We start from the raw sequence: 13,844 nt of genomic DNA, 5'->3' as shown, positions 1-13,844 counted from the left end.
ATCCTGTGGCACGCGCAGCTCGAGCTTGCCGACCCGGGTCACCAAGGTGCGGGTGTAGTAGCCCGAGCGGTAGCCCAGGCGAGCCGAGGTGCGCTCGCCCTTCTCGGCCTGAAGGGCGTCGGTCATCTCGGCTTCGAGCATCTCCTGCATGACGGCACGCACGATCTCGCGCAGGCCGTCCGGGCTTTGGCTGAGAAGGTCCTTGATGGCAGCGGCGGCAGGTTTATCTTTGGCGTTGGTCATGGTGGGCTCCTCTCGGAGTGCGTGACGTTGAACATCACCATCCTGCCATGACCGCCCCGCTCAGGCGATTTGCAGAACCTTCACCACACTACTGGCAAACACAGCCATCCCGCCGCTCTGAAAAGCTCGGTGCAGACCGTCATCGCTCCCTCTGCCCGACTAAATCAACAAAATCTGCCAGAAGACGACATTCGGGGACCGTTCGTCGGGACAAGATGCTCTCTGACGGTGCTCGGTGCGAGCTTTCAGAATTGGCGCGACGGGGGATCGTGACTTCTGCGTCCGGCGCTGTTGGTGATCAACTCGACGGCCTCAGTGCCATCAGCCGACATCGGAACACAAACTCTGGAGTCGCTTGTCTCCGTCGAACCGACGCTTGAGATAGCCTGTAGGCATAACATGTGAGCACCTAAGTATCGTTCCGCTACCTCGGGAGCGGCAGGTCCAATACGGCATCTAAGTGTCACAGAGCCTATTTTCCCTTCTCCAAGCTCATCTTCTTAGAGCTCATGACGCTGTCGGATACGATGCACAAGCCATCCGACACAAACTACAACAAACGGGACAGAAGCGCCCGCGACGACGATCGGGTCGACGATAGGGAGATGATGACTTATGGCCTTGCTCAGATATCCAATCAGTCCGACGATGTAGTAGGAAATAGCTGCCACCGACAGACCTTCCACGGTTCGTTGAAGGCGAAGCTGAAGTTCAGCACGACGGTTCATACTGGTCAATAGATCCGAATTCTGCCGTGCCAGCTCAACGTCGATCCAACTTCGAACCAGTCCCGTGGCTCGATACAGCTTGCTGGAAAGATTTGCCTGACGTTGCTCGACTGAATGGCAGGTCCGCATCGCTGGTGCGAGCCTTCGCTCCAAGAAAGAACCCAGAGCTTCGTATCCAGGCTTTGGAGTTTCATCGAGTACCTTGATACGTTCGCGTACTATTCCGTCATAAGCACGGCTTGCTCCAAAACGGTAGAGGCTCAAAGCAGCATTGGCTTCCAGTTCCGCCGCGAGTCGCGTGATTTCCGAAAGCATCGCGTCGGCCTCATGACGCGCGTGAGCCTTCATTCGCTGGGTCACATTCGTCAGGTTGTCTTCGATACGGCGGATTTCGGGTGAAAGCGATTGGGCCAAAGGTAGGCCAAGCATGGCCAGCGTACGATAGGTTTCTATGTCGAGGAGACGCTGCACGAGCGCGCCAYGGGCCCCGTCGCTGAGTCCTCGGTCAATAACCAGAAGCCGCGTCAGTCCATCGCCATCCTGGCGAAAGTCAGTCAGGACGGCTGCTTGACCGCTCTTCAACTCGCTAAAGCAAAGGCTTGCAGGGTCGAAGAGGGAAATTGCGTCCGCTGCTGCTGGTCCGTCTATGCGAATCTCCAATCTAATCCCAGAAATGAGCGGGCCAGGCGGTGTAAAGCTACCGCCGAAAGGATGCATAATGATCTCGCCTCCGAAGCTTTCGGGTAACAGACCATCCCAGAACCAAGTGGAGAATTCTGTGTGCCGCTCCCAGCGCAATGTCCCTTGTCCCCACGGCATTGCATGATGGCGCGCGGCACCGTCAGGTGGCGCTACCCCTCTGGCTCTGGACATCTCAGCAACAATTCTATGATGGTCCGCCGCGTGCGCATCGATCATGAATGAAAGCTGGAGGATCACCCGCTCGGTCTGAACCAAAGCATATGGGCGCGCATGTAGTTCGCCTAATGCGGCTTCACGGTCCGGCGCTGTATTAAACGCGAAGTGTCGCTTCACCATGCCTGTTGCCTTGGGGCAATGATCGGGTCTCAGAGCAGACAGCCAGCGACAGCTCCGGCTTGGAGCGAGTCGCATTCTCGACCCATGCTGTTCTCCGACCTTCCTGAGTTGTCACAGCTGGCGCCTCACGTCCCGAGAACGCCAACTTTGATTCGAAGCGCCTATGCTCAAGTTATTCGTGAAGCAGGCCAGCGATCTTTCTGGCCTGCTGAATCATGGTCGACGGGCAAGCGCCCTGAGACTGCCACCAAAGCGGACTGAGAGTTTTTCTGCCGCCTGAAGCAGCAGGCCCGACATGTGCTCAACTGACTCCGCCGTAAATCGATGTATGGGACCAGACAGCGAAATCGCTCCTATAAAGCGCCCTTCCGATCCAAGGACCGGCGCGGCAATCCCGGCGCAGGAGGCGTCCCGCTCGCCATATGATTTCACCAAGCTGGGTCTGTCGGAACCGTTGCCAGGCAGCGAGTAGGCCCTGACGATGGTTCCCGCCGCCCCGACAAGGGGAAGAACCTGCCCGGCGCGGACACTGTCGAGTGTCGAATGCTGGGAATCCTTTCGGAGGATGCACAGTCTCTGTTCCGGAGGATAAGGGACGTGAAAGGACGCACTCTCCGTTCCCGCCTCGACGAGTGCGTCGAGAACAGGTGACACGTAGGCCGCAACGTCGTTGGTCCGCTCATATGCCAGCCCCAAGCGGTATGCCATGGGACCTAAGATATAATGAGCGTTTGGAAGACGGCTCACGTATTGCGCCCGCTCCAGCGACTCGAGGAGACGAAGGACGGTGCTTTTGTAGAGACCTGTCGCACGGGAAAGCTCGGACAGCGTCATTGTCCCCGTCGCCGATGCAAGCGCTTCGATAATCGAAAAGGCGCGGTCTACAGCGGCGACGCCGGACTGGCGTTCCGTTTCGGGGCTTGTGTCAATCACTCTTCGGCCTCCTCGCAGCGTTTGGTTCAGGCACCCACGCTATAGGTCGGGGCTCGCGTCTGAAGGGCAACATTCTTGACCACAGTATAGGCCTGCAAGCCCTCGATTCCTCCCTCGCGTCCATATCCACTATCCTTGACGCCTCCGAAGGGAGTTTCCGCCACCGAAGAAACGTAGTGATTGATCGACAGGGTCCCGCATTCAATTTTCGCCATCATTGCCGCAATATTGTCGGCATTGTTGGTAAATCCGTAGGAGGCAAGCCCGAAGGGAAGACTGTTCGTCCAAACGATCGCTTCGTCGAGCGACTTGAAGGGAGCGATCATTGCAAGCGGCCCGAACGRTTCCTCACTCATGCAGCGCACATCGTCCGGCAAGTCCGCAATCACGGTCATCGGAAAGAAGTTCCCCACGTCTCCGTGGCGTGCTCCACCAGTCACTATGCGCGCACCCTTCGCCCTGGCATCGTCGACCAGTTCGATCATGGCGTTAAGCCGCCGTGTGTTTGCGAGCGGACCGAGAGTGACTTTCGGATCCAATCCATTGCCGCTGACATGAGAGCTCGCATGTCTTGCAAAGGCGTCCACGAAACGATCGTATATGCTTTCGTGCACGAAGAAGCGCGTTGGAGCGACACAGACCTGACCCGCGTTGCGGGATTTGATCTCGGACGACAGACGTGCAACTTCCTCAACGTCAACGTCGTCGCAAATGATGACCGGGCCGTGCCCTCCAAGCTCCATGATGGCCGGCTTCATGTATTCGCCCGCCAAGCTTGCTAGCTTCTTGCCCACAGGGACTGATCCGGTAAATGTGATCAGACGTACATCTGGGCTCGATATCAGGTAGGTGGAGATCTTGCCAGGATCGCCAAACACCAGATTCAGCACCCCATCCGGCAGGCCGGCATCCTTGAATGCCTGCGTCATCAATACGGCGCTTGCGGGTGTCTCCTCCGCCGCCTTCAAGATGATCGAGCACCCGGCTGCCAGCGCTCCTCCGACTTTTCGCGCAGGAGAACTGATCGGAAAGTTCCACGGCGAAAACGCCGCGACTGGGCCGATCGGCTCGCGGAGTGCGAGATGTAGCATCCCTGGTTGCGATGGAATCTGTCGGCCGTACAGTCGACGACCTTCGTTCGCATCCCATTCGAAGATGTCGCAGGCGCGGCGCACCTCGCTGCGGGACTGATCAAGCGGTTTTCCCTGTTCCAAGGTCATTATGACTGAAATCTCTTCGATCCTTTCCCGGATCAGAGAGGCAGCCTTCACGATGATCTCGGCTCGCCTTTCAGGCGATGTCCCCCGCCAGACGGCGAATCCACGTACGGCCGCGCGTACCGCATCCTCGAGATCGCTCTCCGTTGCCACGGGGACGCTACCAAGTTGACGGTCGTCGGCGGGATTGACCACCGGAAGCGTTTCACGGGTCTCTCGCCACTTGCCGTCGATGAAGAGACGGACCTTCGGATAATTCAGCATTCTGTTCATTTCCATTGCTTGGATCGGCAATTGCATCGGGATCCATGATTCATGAATGAGCCACCCGCCCTACGCGGCCAGACTCCTTCTATCCTCGCGAACAAGATCGGCCGCCTTGTCACCGATCATCTGAGTGACAGCATTGAGATTGCCGGAAATCATTTTCGGTATAACCGACGCATCGACCACGCGCAGTCCGCTGAGACCATGGACGACAAGCCGGTCGCTCACGACTGCCCGCAACTGATCGGGCCGCCCCATGGGGCACGAGCCAGCCGGATGAAATGTCGAGTTCCCTTTCCGGCGCGCTGCGTCCAGGAACTCGTCATCGGTCTGGACAGAGGGTCCGGGGAATTCCTCGAAGTCGTAATAACGCTCAAGTGGCTTGGCCGCCAGTAGATCACGTGCCAGCCGCATGCCGGCGACCGTGACGCGCCGATCGATCTCGACGTCCAGATAGTTATGACGGATTAAGGGTGCATCAAACGGGTCGTTGGAACGGATGTGTACGGAGCCGCGGCTTTCCGGCCGCTGCTGCCAGACGGCGACGGTCATGCCGGGCGTATCCGCCAGCCGGCCGATGACACCTTCGTTGTAGCTGGCCGGCGTGAAGGTGAACTGCAAGTCGGCCTCCTCCGCCGTGACGCCCGAATGCCAGGAGCCGTAGACCAGTGTCGGCGACAGTGCCAATATCCCCTTGCGTGCGACGAACCACTTGGCAATCTCAGCAAGAAGCCTCGGCCCTCTCGACAGCTCATTGATGGTGCGCATGTTCTTGACCCGCACGACCGTGCGAGGCGCAAAGTGGTCCTGTAGGCTTTCGCCGACCCCTGGTAGCGCGTGAACGACTTCAATCCCCCTTGCGCGCAGGATCTCAGGAGACCCGATGCCTGACAACTCGAGAAGCTGGGGTGAATTGTACGCGCCGCCGCAAAGGATCACTTCAATACGTGCCCGCACCGTCGTCTTCGCGCCGCCGCGTCCGCCGTGGCTATAGGCGACACCAACAGCCCGCCTACCCTCGAGAAGGATCTTGGTTGCATGCGTATTGGTGCGTACGACGAGGTTGGCGCGCTTCATGGCCGGGCGAAGGAATGCCGTTGCAGCGCTGACACGCCGGCCGTTGTGTATCGTCCGCTGGGCATAGGATATCCCGATCTGGGATACACCGTTGTAGTCCGGGTTGCGCGGTATGCCGAGGCTGACAGCGCTCTCGATGAACGCTTCGCAGAGGGGATGTCGGTCTTCCAGATCGGTGACAACCAGCGCCCCGTCCCGCCCGTGATACTCGGGGTCGCCCTGACCGATGCGCCTTTCGAGACGCCTGAAATGCGGCAGAACCTCCGAAAACGACCAGCCGCGATTGCCCATCTGGGCCCAGGTGTCGAAATCCAGCGGCTGGCCGCGATTGTAGATATGACCGTTGATCGCGCTCGATCCGCCCAACGTCTTTCCACGCGGGGCGAGAAGACTGCGGCCAGCGATATTGTCCGATGGCTCCTGTTTGTAGCTCCAGTTCACCGAGGAATTCTCGAACGTCTTGATGAAGCCCGCAGGAATGTGGATGTAGGGATTCCAGTCGCTCGGCCCTGCCTCAAGAAGGCAGACGGTAACCCTCGGGTCTTCGCTCAGCCGGTTTGCGAGCACGCAGCCCGCCGACCCTGCTCCAACGATCACGTAATCGAATTCATCCATTTCCATTGTCCAAAACACCTTTGCGAGCAGACCGCTAAGCCTGAGGCGGCTCGTGAAGTTTTACGCAGATCCCCTCGAGCGCCGCGGAAGGCGCGGCATACCTCCTCATCACCAAGGGATCGTGGCCGGGAATGATGTGCTGTGGCGACGTGGCCAGTTCCTTCAGCCGCAAGTAACCGTCGAGCATCTCGTCGACTCTGACCACGTTCGGGAAAGGCCGGCCAGTCTCGAAATGCGCATAGAGATGGCTGGCGTCCGAGGCGATGACGACCCAGCCACGCTCCGTCCACACCCGGACACATTGCAGGCCCCGTGAGTGTCCGCCGATGAGATGCACCGTGATCCCGGGCGCGATCTCGGCATCGCCATTGTGAAACCGCACGCGCCCCTCATAGACGCGCCGCACCATGCCCGTAACGTGATCGACATCGAAGGGATGGCGAAGGCGCTGGTGGCACATGCAACGGCCAGTTGCGTACGCCATCTCAATCTCCTGGAGATGGAAGCGGGCGGCCGGGAAGAGATGGAAGTTGCCGATATGATCGAAATGCAAGTGTGTAACGATCACGTCGCGTACGTCGGCGGGTTCGATCGCCAGCGCGCGCAGGCCGTCAGCCGGATCTCGCAGCAGCGTCCGTCCCCGCTTGCTGGCGGTTACAGTATCGAAGCCGGTATCGATGAGGTAGCAAGCCTCTTCGTTGCGTGCGACCCAGACAAAGTAGTCCAGGGGCATGGCGACGTCGTGAGGGTCACCGCCGATGAAATTATCTCCCGCTCGCCGTTCATGCGTGGCGTAGCGGATCGCGAACAGCTCGAACGGCTTTTGGGACGAGGTCATGCGAGGTTCCTCGCCTGTCGCACCACTTCGAGGCAGAGTGCATAGACCGCCTCATTCGCGGCAGGCGCAACGCCGTCGACTGTCGCAACATTCTCTCCGGAATATCCGTCATTGGCTCCGGCGAGCACGGAAGCTTCGACAGTCGCCTCTACCGCCTCCATTGGGGGGAGAAGATCGTCCCGGCCGGAAAGAATCGCCATGGCCGCGACCACGCCATAGGCACCCCAGTTCGAGGTGGATGCGGACACGAGGCTGTCGACATCCGTGGCATTGACGATCCCGCCGCCACAACCGCAACCGCAATCCCTGGCGAGCGGGAGATCCTCCTCGAGCACGCGGCCGACGCGGCCGAAGCCGATTTCATTTCCGCCGTCGCCGATGCCGATCGTCAGATGGCCCCGTGTTTTTAGGACTTCAGCCAGGAGATGCAGGTGAGCGACGCTTTCCGAATTCTTGGCCTTGCCGCTGCTGGTGTGGAACACACCGCGGCTGTTGGGGCCTGGCTTCTCGATGAAGACCCCCGCCACGGCATCCGGGTAAGTAGCCAGGAGAGCTTCGACCTTGGCTTTTCCGGCGTTGGCTCCCAGCGGGAAATCCTCGACCCGAACGCCGTCGCCTTCCTCGCTCTCATCGATCGGAAGGGCCACGGCACGGAACGATGCGACGATGCCTGGAAGAAAGGCCTGATCGGACAGGAGCACGATCCGGTGCCCTTGGAGCCACAGGGCCCGTGCGACGAATGCGGCTCCTGACGGCCCATCGGTCTCACCTTCAGGCAGCGTGACTGAATTGCCCGCTCCCGTGGTCACGAAGACGGTTCCTCGCGTCGGCAGCCCTAACAGCAGGCGCCCCGCCTGTAGCACGGTCGGCCCACCGGCCGCCGCTCTTGCGGCAGCGTACCGAATGCGTGTTCCGCCAAGGAGCGGACGCTTGGCCTTGAATTCAACGTTTATGAGGTCGTCCAACGAGCGGAAGATCTCAACCGATAAGAACATGCTCATGTCGTAGGCTCGCCCGCGAGTTTGATTCCCGACCACTTTTCCCAGAGCTTCGCGACGATCGCGTAGTCGTCGCCGGCCATCCCCTCGCAGGCCGCGATCTCATAAACGGTGTGTGCGGCCTGCGAGGCGAAGACAGGCACGTTCAGGCGCCCGGCTGCCTCGAGAAACAGGCTCGAGTCCTTTCGGGCATTCGCCGTCGACATGCCGCCTTGGAAGTCGCCGCGAAACAACCGCTCGTTGATGCGGTGCGTTAGGGGACGCATCATGCCGGATTCACGCGCAAGAAGCCTGTACATGACATCCATAGGGAGTTCCTGTGCGGCGGCCACGGCCAACGACTCCGCCAGCACCACGTAGACTGCGTGGGAGACGCCATTCGCGACGATCTTGGCGCGCATCCCACCGCCGGGCTTGCCAAAATAGAAGATCTCCGCTGCCAGCAGGTCGAGGATCGCGTGCGTTGCACTTGCCCTATCCTCGGGCGCTCCGACGAGAAATACCGCCTTGCCTTCGGACAGCGCCTTGATGCCGCCGATCACGGCGGTGTCGACGATCGTCGCCCCGCCGGGCTCCAGGGCATCACGGAGCGCGAAGACATCCTCGGGGGACACGGTGCTGGTTTCGAGGACCAGCAGCCCGGGACGCACCGATGCCGCGATGTCCGCAGCGACTGCGCGGGATGCCTTGGGCGTTGGAAGGCAGAGGATCAGGACATCGACGGAGCTGGCCAGATCGCCCGCGGATGCAGCGGCAGATGCTGTTCCGCCTTCGATGAGGGGATGTCGTTCGCAAAGTCCCCTGTTGAGGTCGAAGACCCTGACCGAATGCTTCTGCGCCAGGACGCCGGCCATCGCCTGTCCGACCTGGCCAAAGCCAATGATACCAACCTTCAGCGTCACGATACGCTCACCTTTTCTGTGGAGGTCCCGAAGTAGGCCGAAAGAACCGCGTCCAAATTCTCGGCTTCCCGCATTTCAGAAGCGTCCTTTCGACCCACGATCCTCCCATTGCGCATGAAATATGCGCAGTCTGCGCTCTTCATCGTTATCCAGTAGTTCTGTTCGACCAGAAGGATTGTTAGACCCGTGCGTCGGAGTTCGCCAAGTCGTTCGAAGACCCTTTTGACCAATAGCGGAGCCAAGCCCAGCGACGGCTCATCGAGCAGCATGAGCCTGGGGTTCGACATCAGCGCCCGTCCGATCGCCAGCATCTGCTGCTGCCCGCCGCTGAGCTGCCATGCTTTGGACGACAACCTTTCGGCTATTTCCGGAAAGAGCGCGAGTACGAGATCCATCTGTGTCTGGTTCTCATGTGCGCCGCGGGTCATGCCCCCGAGCAACAGGTTCTCCCTTACCGTAAGGGCCTTGGCGATTGCGCGCCCTTCCGGAACATAGGAGATTCCCAACTTGACGAGCGCACGGGGCGACTTGCCGGCGATGTCAGTTCCCTCGAAAAGAATCCGACCGGAAAAGGGGCGGACGAGACCCGCGATCGTCTTCATCAATGTCGACTTGCCGGCACCGTTCGCCCCAAGCAAGGCCGTAAGCGAGCCCTTCTTCACGCTCATCGATATGTCGTTGATGGCAATCTTGCCGTCATACCCGCCGACCAGCGACATCACTTCGAGTTGCTCAGTCATCGCTGCTCCCCAGGTAGATCTCGGCGACACGCGGGTCGCGCTGGATTTCTTCGGGCGTGCCGGAAGCCACTACTTCGCCGAAGTTAAGGACATGGATCCGGTCGCAGATGCCCATGATGAGGTCCATGTCATGCTCGACGACGACGATGACGCGTTCGGGCGACCGCAGTTGCAGGATCATGTCGGAAAGGTCCGCGGTCTCGCGGGAATTCAACCCCGCGGCGGGTTCGTCTAACAGGATGACCCGCGGCTCGCTGACGCTTGCTCTTGCCAACTCGATGAGCCGCAACACTCCGGGAGCGGCGGTCCCGGCCGGAAGGTCAGCTTGCGCTTCCAGTCCAACCAGCCCGAGGGCTTGGCGAGCCCTGTCGTTGGCCGAGCTTCGGTCGCTCATCGATCCTGGAAGCGGCAGGAGGGCATCAGCCCAGCCGGACGTTCGCTTCGTATTGAGCCCGACGACGACGTTCTCGAGGAAGCTAAGTTCCGAGGAAAGTGCAGCGTGCTGGAACGTCCGGACGATCCCTCGCCGGGCACGACCGACGGTAGAGACCGCGTTCAGCACCTCGCCATCGAAGCTGACCGCGCCGCGTGATGGGCGATAATGTCCGGTTAGACAGTTGAAAAAGCTGGTCTTCCCCGCGCCGTTCGGCCCGATGAGGCCGGTGATCTCGCCGGGCTGAAAGTCCAGGCTGACATCCTTCAGGACATGGAGACCACCGAAGGAGAGATCAAGCTGCTCGGTTTTGAGTGCTGCGTTAGGCATTGCGGTTCCTCCTCTGTCGAAGAGCGCGCACCAGGGAGGGGATCAGCAAGTTGGAGGTGGCGATGATACCGAGGAGTGCCATCCCGTAGATGATCGATATGATCTGTCCGTAGTTCGACAGGACCTGTGGCAGGACGGTGATGAATGCCGCCCCGATCACTGCGCCATAGATGCGCGTTGAGTAGAGGCTGACGACGGAGCCTACGAGCAGTGTCACCGAGTTCCAGAAGGTGAAGCTGTTGGGCGAAACCATTGAGGTCGTGAAGCCGAGGATGGCCCCACCAAAGCCGGCGATAGCCGCGCTTACCGCGAAGACGCTGATCCGTGCCATTCCGGTGGTCATGCCGAAGGACGCAGACGCGTGCGGATGGTCCCTTGCCGTGAGGATCGCCAGCCCGATCCTGGAATGCCGGAAGCGGTAGACCACGAACGAGGCGAGGCACAAGGCAATCAGGGCGACGTAGTACTGCTGCGTCTCCGTACCGAGGCCGGGGATCGCCTGAGAGTCGATGAATAGCCCTTCAAAGCCGCCAGTGACCTCCGACCAGTACAGCAGGATTTCGGGCACGCAGAGCCCCAACGCCAGGGTCACCACGCTCAGGTACACGCCCGACAATCCGCGCGACGGCCAAGCGAATACGATTCCCATCAGCACGCTGAGGATGATCGCCACGACGATACCGCCGAGAAACGGCACGCCGAAGGACGTCTGTAGAATGGCGACGGTATAGGCTCCCACCGCGATGAAAAAATTGTGCCCGATTGAAACCTCGCCGCTGAAGCGGATCATGAAGCTGATCGACAGGATCGCGATGCTGTAGGCGAGCATCAGCGACACGGAGTACATCCAGAAGCCTCCACCCAAAAGCGGAAGAAGTGCGAATACTCCTGCGGTTCCGACGGAGAGATACCTGCTGTCGAGCTTTCGCAGGGCACCGGGCTGCTGGGCCAAGGGAACACTCAATGCTTGATTAGACACGCGAGCCGATCCTTTCAGACAGGATGCCGCCTGGGAAAATGCTGAGAGAGACAAGGATGAAGCCCAGCAGGAAGGTATTGAGCAGCTCCGGAGCGACGTAGAAGCTGAACAGGTTGCATGCCACACCGACGAGGATGCCGCCGATTGCGCTTCCTGGAAGGCTGTCGAACCCGCCGATCACAGCCGCCGCGAACGCTTGTAGCATGAAGGTGGTCACCGACGTCGAGCTGAGAAAGGTCGTCGGAACGATCAACAGGGCGGCAATGACGCCAAGTATCGAGGAGGTAATCCACGAGAAGAGATGAACACGGGTGATGCTGAGGCCGCAGACCCGTGCCGCGAAGGAATCCGTGGAGACCGCCCGGAAGGCGATCCCCAGCCGGGTGCGGTCTATGACGAGGAAGAGAACGGCGACGACGATGAGAGTGGTCGCTAGGACTGCGATGTCGTAGGCAGAGATCGTCATGGCCATGATCGAGAACGAGATGTCCGGCAGGGGCAGATCGAGACGGAAGATATTCGATCCAAACTGCCACAGAATGACGCCCTGGGCGATCAACCCAATTCCCAACGTAGCGATCGTGGCGGTGGTGTCGGATCGTTCCAACAGCGCCGCTATCGCAGCGTAGACCAGCATGGATATTAGGATTGCGGCGAGGAAAGCGGCCACGACGGCGGCTCCCCAAGCCCAACCGCCCTCCCCGGACGTCAGTGCGTAAACGAAGAACGCACCGAGACCAGCTAGAGCCCCATGGGCGAAATTGACCATTCTTGAGCTTTTGAAGATCATAACCAGACCGAGGGCACCTAGCGAATAGAGGCACCCGGTCACGATCCCCTGCCAAATAACCGGCAACATAGCGAGGTCCTCCCTCAGAATCGTTAGGACTGATTACTCGGCTACGGCGTTGAAGACGTCTTCCGGATAAGGTTTGAAGTCCCGCACAAGCTTGAACTTGCCGCCTTCGGCGCGGATGATCGCTTCCTGGCGTGTTCCACGGTGATCCTTCGGCTCGAACTTGATCTTGTCCGCAGCTCCAGCCGACACGCCATTGAGCCCGTCCATCACGGCGATGAGATTTTCGCGTGTTAGATCCTTTCCGCTTGAGAGCAGCTTGTCGAATGCCAGGGTGAACAGTGATGCCGCTGACCAACCGTTCAGTCCGAAGACGCCGAGTTTGTCGTTTGGATAATACTGAGGTACGACGCTACGATACTTGACGATCTGCTCCTTATCGGAGTCTACCGGCAGCAGCCATGACGAGAAGTGGACACCATCCAGAAGCTTTCCAGCGAGATCGTAGGTAGCTGGGTCAGCAGTGAAGAAGGGCGCAAACCAATCGCCCTTCCACGAAATGCGGTCGGCGGCCCGCAATCCGCTAGCCAGATGTGCATTGGATCCGAATAGGAGAACTACCTCGGCACCGGAAGCGGCCACACGCTGGAACTGTGCCGACAGATCGGTGGCTGCAACGTCGAATGAGACGTCAGTCGCCATCTGTAAATTCTTCGATTTCAGATAGAGCTCAAGGCCAAACTTTGCTCTGCGACCGAGCTCGTCGTTGGACCAGACAAGTGCGATCTTGGTCTTCTTCAATTCGTCTACTGCATATTGGGCGCTGGAAGCTGCCGAAAGCGCATAGTCCGGCAGCAAGGGAAACATGTTGGCTTCGGCTATCAGTTTCGGCGAGCCGCCACTCGGCGCGATTACAGGCAGCTTCTTCGACCGAGCATAAGGAATGATGGCAATATTGGTAGCCGTGCCGTTGCTGACCACGAGCGCAAATACGTCGTCGTTTTCTACGAGACGGCGGGTAACCGCGAGGCTTTGGGCCGGATCATAGCCATCGTCGCGGACGATGTACTCGACCTTCCAGCCTTGAATGCCGCCATTCTTGTTGATCTCCTTGAAGAAAGCGTCTGCGGCATGGTTGATCGTCGCATAGAAGGGTACTGGTCCGGTAATTGGCGCAAATGCGCCGACCCGGACGATCTTTTTGTCGGAGTCGATTCCTGGCCGTTGCTGTGCCAGTGCCGGCAGCCCAGCCGCAATCATACCCACCGCAGCAATTGCGGTCGTCGCAAGAAATCGGCGCCGCCCCAAGTTCCCCTTCAGGACGCGCTTCAGGAGACTATCGCTCTTGTTCTCACCCATATTGTCCTCCCTAGAATTGTTCTGCCAGACAGAACGCCTGGTCTGTTTTATGAGGCTACTTTCGCTGATCGCGGTCGTCAAGAACAATGGTGCCGGGAATAGAAGTTTTTTGTAGAGCCAAAGTATAATCTGAGTCGACTAAACTGATCGGCTATCGGCAAGTTAAGTCGTCTGCGAGTACCACCAGCGTCGCCAGCTTGTATGAGAGCGCGACTAGAGCAACGGGCATTCAGACGAATCCATATCCGGCAGCGGTGAAGTAGTTGCGGCATGCGTCGGGCTCGACCAGATCGCAAATGTCGCCGATGGCGTGCCAGAGCGCCTCAACGGTTCGGGCTTCGGCTGTGCGCA

Annotated in this window: 13 protein-coding genes and 1 pseudogene; all 14 read right to left on the bottom strand. The window is 59.5% G+C overall.

What is annotated here, in order from left to right; translation table 11 throughout:
- Nucleotides 1-243, bottom strand: a 243-nt coding sequence (locus tag ACXJKO_RS23950; protein ID WP_457092366.1) for a transposase, incomplete at its 3' end; no start/stop codon positions are given.
- A 500-nt stretch (nucleotides 244-743) separates the two neighbouring features.
- Nucleotides 744-2,009 (bottom strand): DUF3422 family protein, encoded by a 1,266-nt coding sequence (locus ACXJKO_RS23945; RefSeq protein ID WP_457093580.1) that lies wholly within the window; start codon nucleotides 2,007-2,009, stop codon nucleotides 744-746.
- Nucleotides 2,010-2,222: 213 nt separating this feature from the next.
- A complete protein-coding gene (locus ACXJKO_RS23940) occupies nucleotides 2,223-2,942 on the bottom strand; it encodes an IclR family transcriptional regulator (RefSeq protein WP_457093579.1) in 720 nt (239 codons plus the stop codon).
- 26 nt (nucleotides 2,943-2,968) lie between these two features.
- A complete protein-coding gene (locus ACXJKO_RS23935) occupies nucleotides 2,969-4,459 on the bottom strand; it encodes an NAD-dependent succinate-semialdehyde dehydrogenase (RefSeq protein ID WP_457093578.1) in 1,491 nt (496 codons plus the stop codon).
- Nucleotides 4,460-4,492: 33 nt separating this feature from the next.
- Nucleotides 4,493-6,118, bottom strand: a complete 1,626-nt coding sequence (locus ACXJKO_RS23930) for a GMC family oxidoreductase (RefSeq protein ID WP_457093577.1) — start codon at nucleotides 6,116-6,118, stop codon at nucleotides 4,493-4,495.
- Nucleotides 6,119-6,152: 34 nt separating this feature from the next.
- Nucleotides 6,153-6,956, bottom strand: a complete 804-nt coding sequence (locus ACXJKO_RS23925; RefSeq protein ID WP_457093576.1) for an N-acyl homoserine lactonase family protein — start codon at nucleotides 6,954-6,956, stop codon at nucleotides 6,153-6,155.
- On the bottom strand, nucleotides 6,953-7,951 hold the full coding sequence (locus ACXJKO_RS23920; protein WP_457093575.1) for a glutamate cyclase domain-containing protein: 999 nt from the start codon (nucleotides 7,949-7,951) through the stop codon (nucleotides 6,953-6,955). Before ACXJKO_RS23920 ends, ACXJKO_RS23925 begins: the two co-directional genes overlap by 4 nt.
- 2 nt (nucleotides 7,952-7,953) lie before the next feature.
- Nucleotides 7,954-8,856, bottom strand: coding sequence for an NAD(P)-dependent oxidoreductase (locus tag ACXJKO_RS23915; protein ID WP_457093574.1), 903 nt, complete (start codon nucleotides 8,854-8,856; stop codon nucleotides 7,954-7,956).
- On the bottom strand, nucleotides 8,853-9,596 hold the full coding sequence (locus tag ACXJKO_RS23910; protein WP_457093573.1) for an ABC transporter ATP-binding protein: 744 nt from the start codon (nucleotides 9,594-9,596) through the stop codon (nucleotides 8,853-8,855). The genes ACXJKO_RS23915 and ACXJKO_RS23910 overlap by 4 nt, the downstream gene beginning before the upstream one ends.
- A complete protein-coding gene (locus tag ACXJKO_RS23905; RefSeq protein ID WP_457093572.1) occupies nucleotides 9,589-10,359 on the bottom strand; it encodes an ABC transporter ATP-binding protein in 771 nt (256 codons plus the stop codon). The genes ACXJKO_RS23910 and ACXJKO_RS23905 overlap by 8 nt, the downstream gene beginning before the upstream one ends.
- The gene (locus ACXJKO_RS23900; protein ID WP_457093571.1) at nucleotides 10,352-11,338 is read right to left on the bottom strand and encodes a branched-chain amino acid ABC transporter permease; all 987 of its coding nucleotides are present in this window, start codon (nucleotides 11,336-11,338) and stop codon (nucleotides 10,352-10,354) included. The genes ACXJKO_RS23905 and ACXJKO_RS23900 overlap by 8 nt, the downstream gene beginning before the upstream one ends.
- Nucleotides 11,331-12,197: a branched-chain amino acid ABC transporter permease gene (locus tag ACXJKO_RS23895; RefSeq protein ID WP_457093570.1), complete on the bottom strand. Its 867-nt coding sequence runs from the start codon at nucleotides 12,195-12,197 to the stop codon at nucleotides 11,331-11,333. The genes ACXJKO_RS23900 and ACXJKO_RS23895 overlap by 8 nt, the downstream gene beginning before the upstream one ends.
- 33 nt (nucleotides 12,198-12,230) lie before the next feature.
- Complete coding sequence (locus tag ACXJKO_RS23890; RefSeq protein WP_457093569.1) at nucleotides 12,231-13,493, bottom strand: ABC transporter substrate-binding protein; 1,263 nt, start codon at nucleotides 13,491-13,493, stop codon at nucleotides 12,231-12,233.
- A 229-nt stretch (nucleotides 13,494-13,722) separates the two neighbouring features.
- Nucleotides 13,723-13,844 (bottom strand): annotated as a pseudogene (locus tag ACXJKO_RS23885) (IS630 family transposase); the annotation flags it as partial.

The sequence above is a fragment of the Microvirga sp. P5_D2 genome (assembly GCF_054049475.1).
This window is presented reverse-complemented; position numbering and strand designations above follow the sequence as displayed.

Excerpts from the sequence above, each read along its gene's own strand:
- ACXJKO_RS23925 (WP_457093576.1), bottom strand. The coding sequence starts at position 6,956 with ATGACCTCGTCCCAAAAGCCGTTCGAGCTGTTCGCGATCCGCTACGCC.
- ACXJKO_RS23905 (WP_457093572.1), bottom strand. The coding sequence starts at position 10,359 with ATGCCTAACGCAGCACTCAAAACCGAGCAGCTTGATCTCTCCTTCGGT.
- ACXJKO_RS23930 (WP_457093577.1), bottom strand. The coding sequence starts at position 6,118 with ATGGATGAATTCGATTACGTGATCGTTGGAGCAGGGTCGGCGGGCTGC.
- ACXJKO_RS23910 (WP_457093573.1), bottom strand. The coding sequence starts at position 9,596 with ATGACTGAGCAACTCGAAGTGATGTCGCTGGTCGGCGGGTATGACGGC.
- ACXJKO_RS23895 (WP_457093570.1), bottom strand. The coding sequence starts at position 12,197 with ATGTTGCCGGTTATTTGGCAGGGGATCGTGACCGGGTGCCTCTATTCG.
- ACXJKO_RS23890 (WP_457093569.1), bottom strand. The coding sequence starts at position 13,493 with ATGGGTGAGAACAAGAGCGATAGTCTCCTGAAGCGCGTCCTGAAGGGG.
- ACXJKO_RS23920 (WP_457093575.1), bottom strand. The coding sequence starts at position 7,951 with ATGTTCTTATCGGTTGAGATCTTCCGCTCGTTGGACGACCTCATAAAC.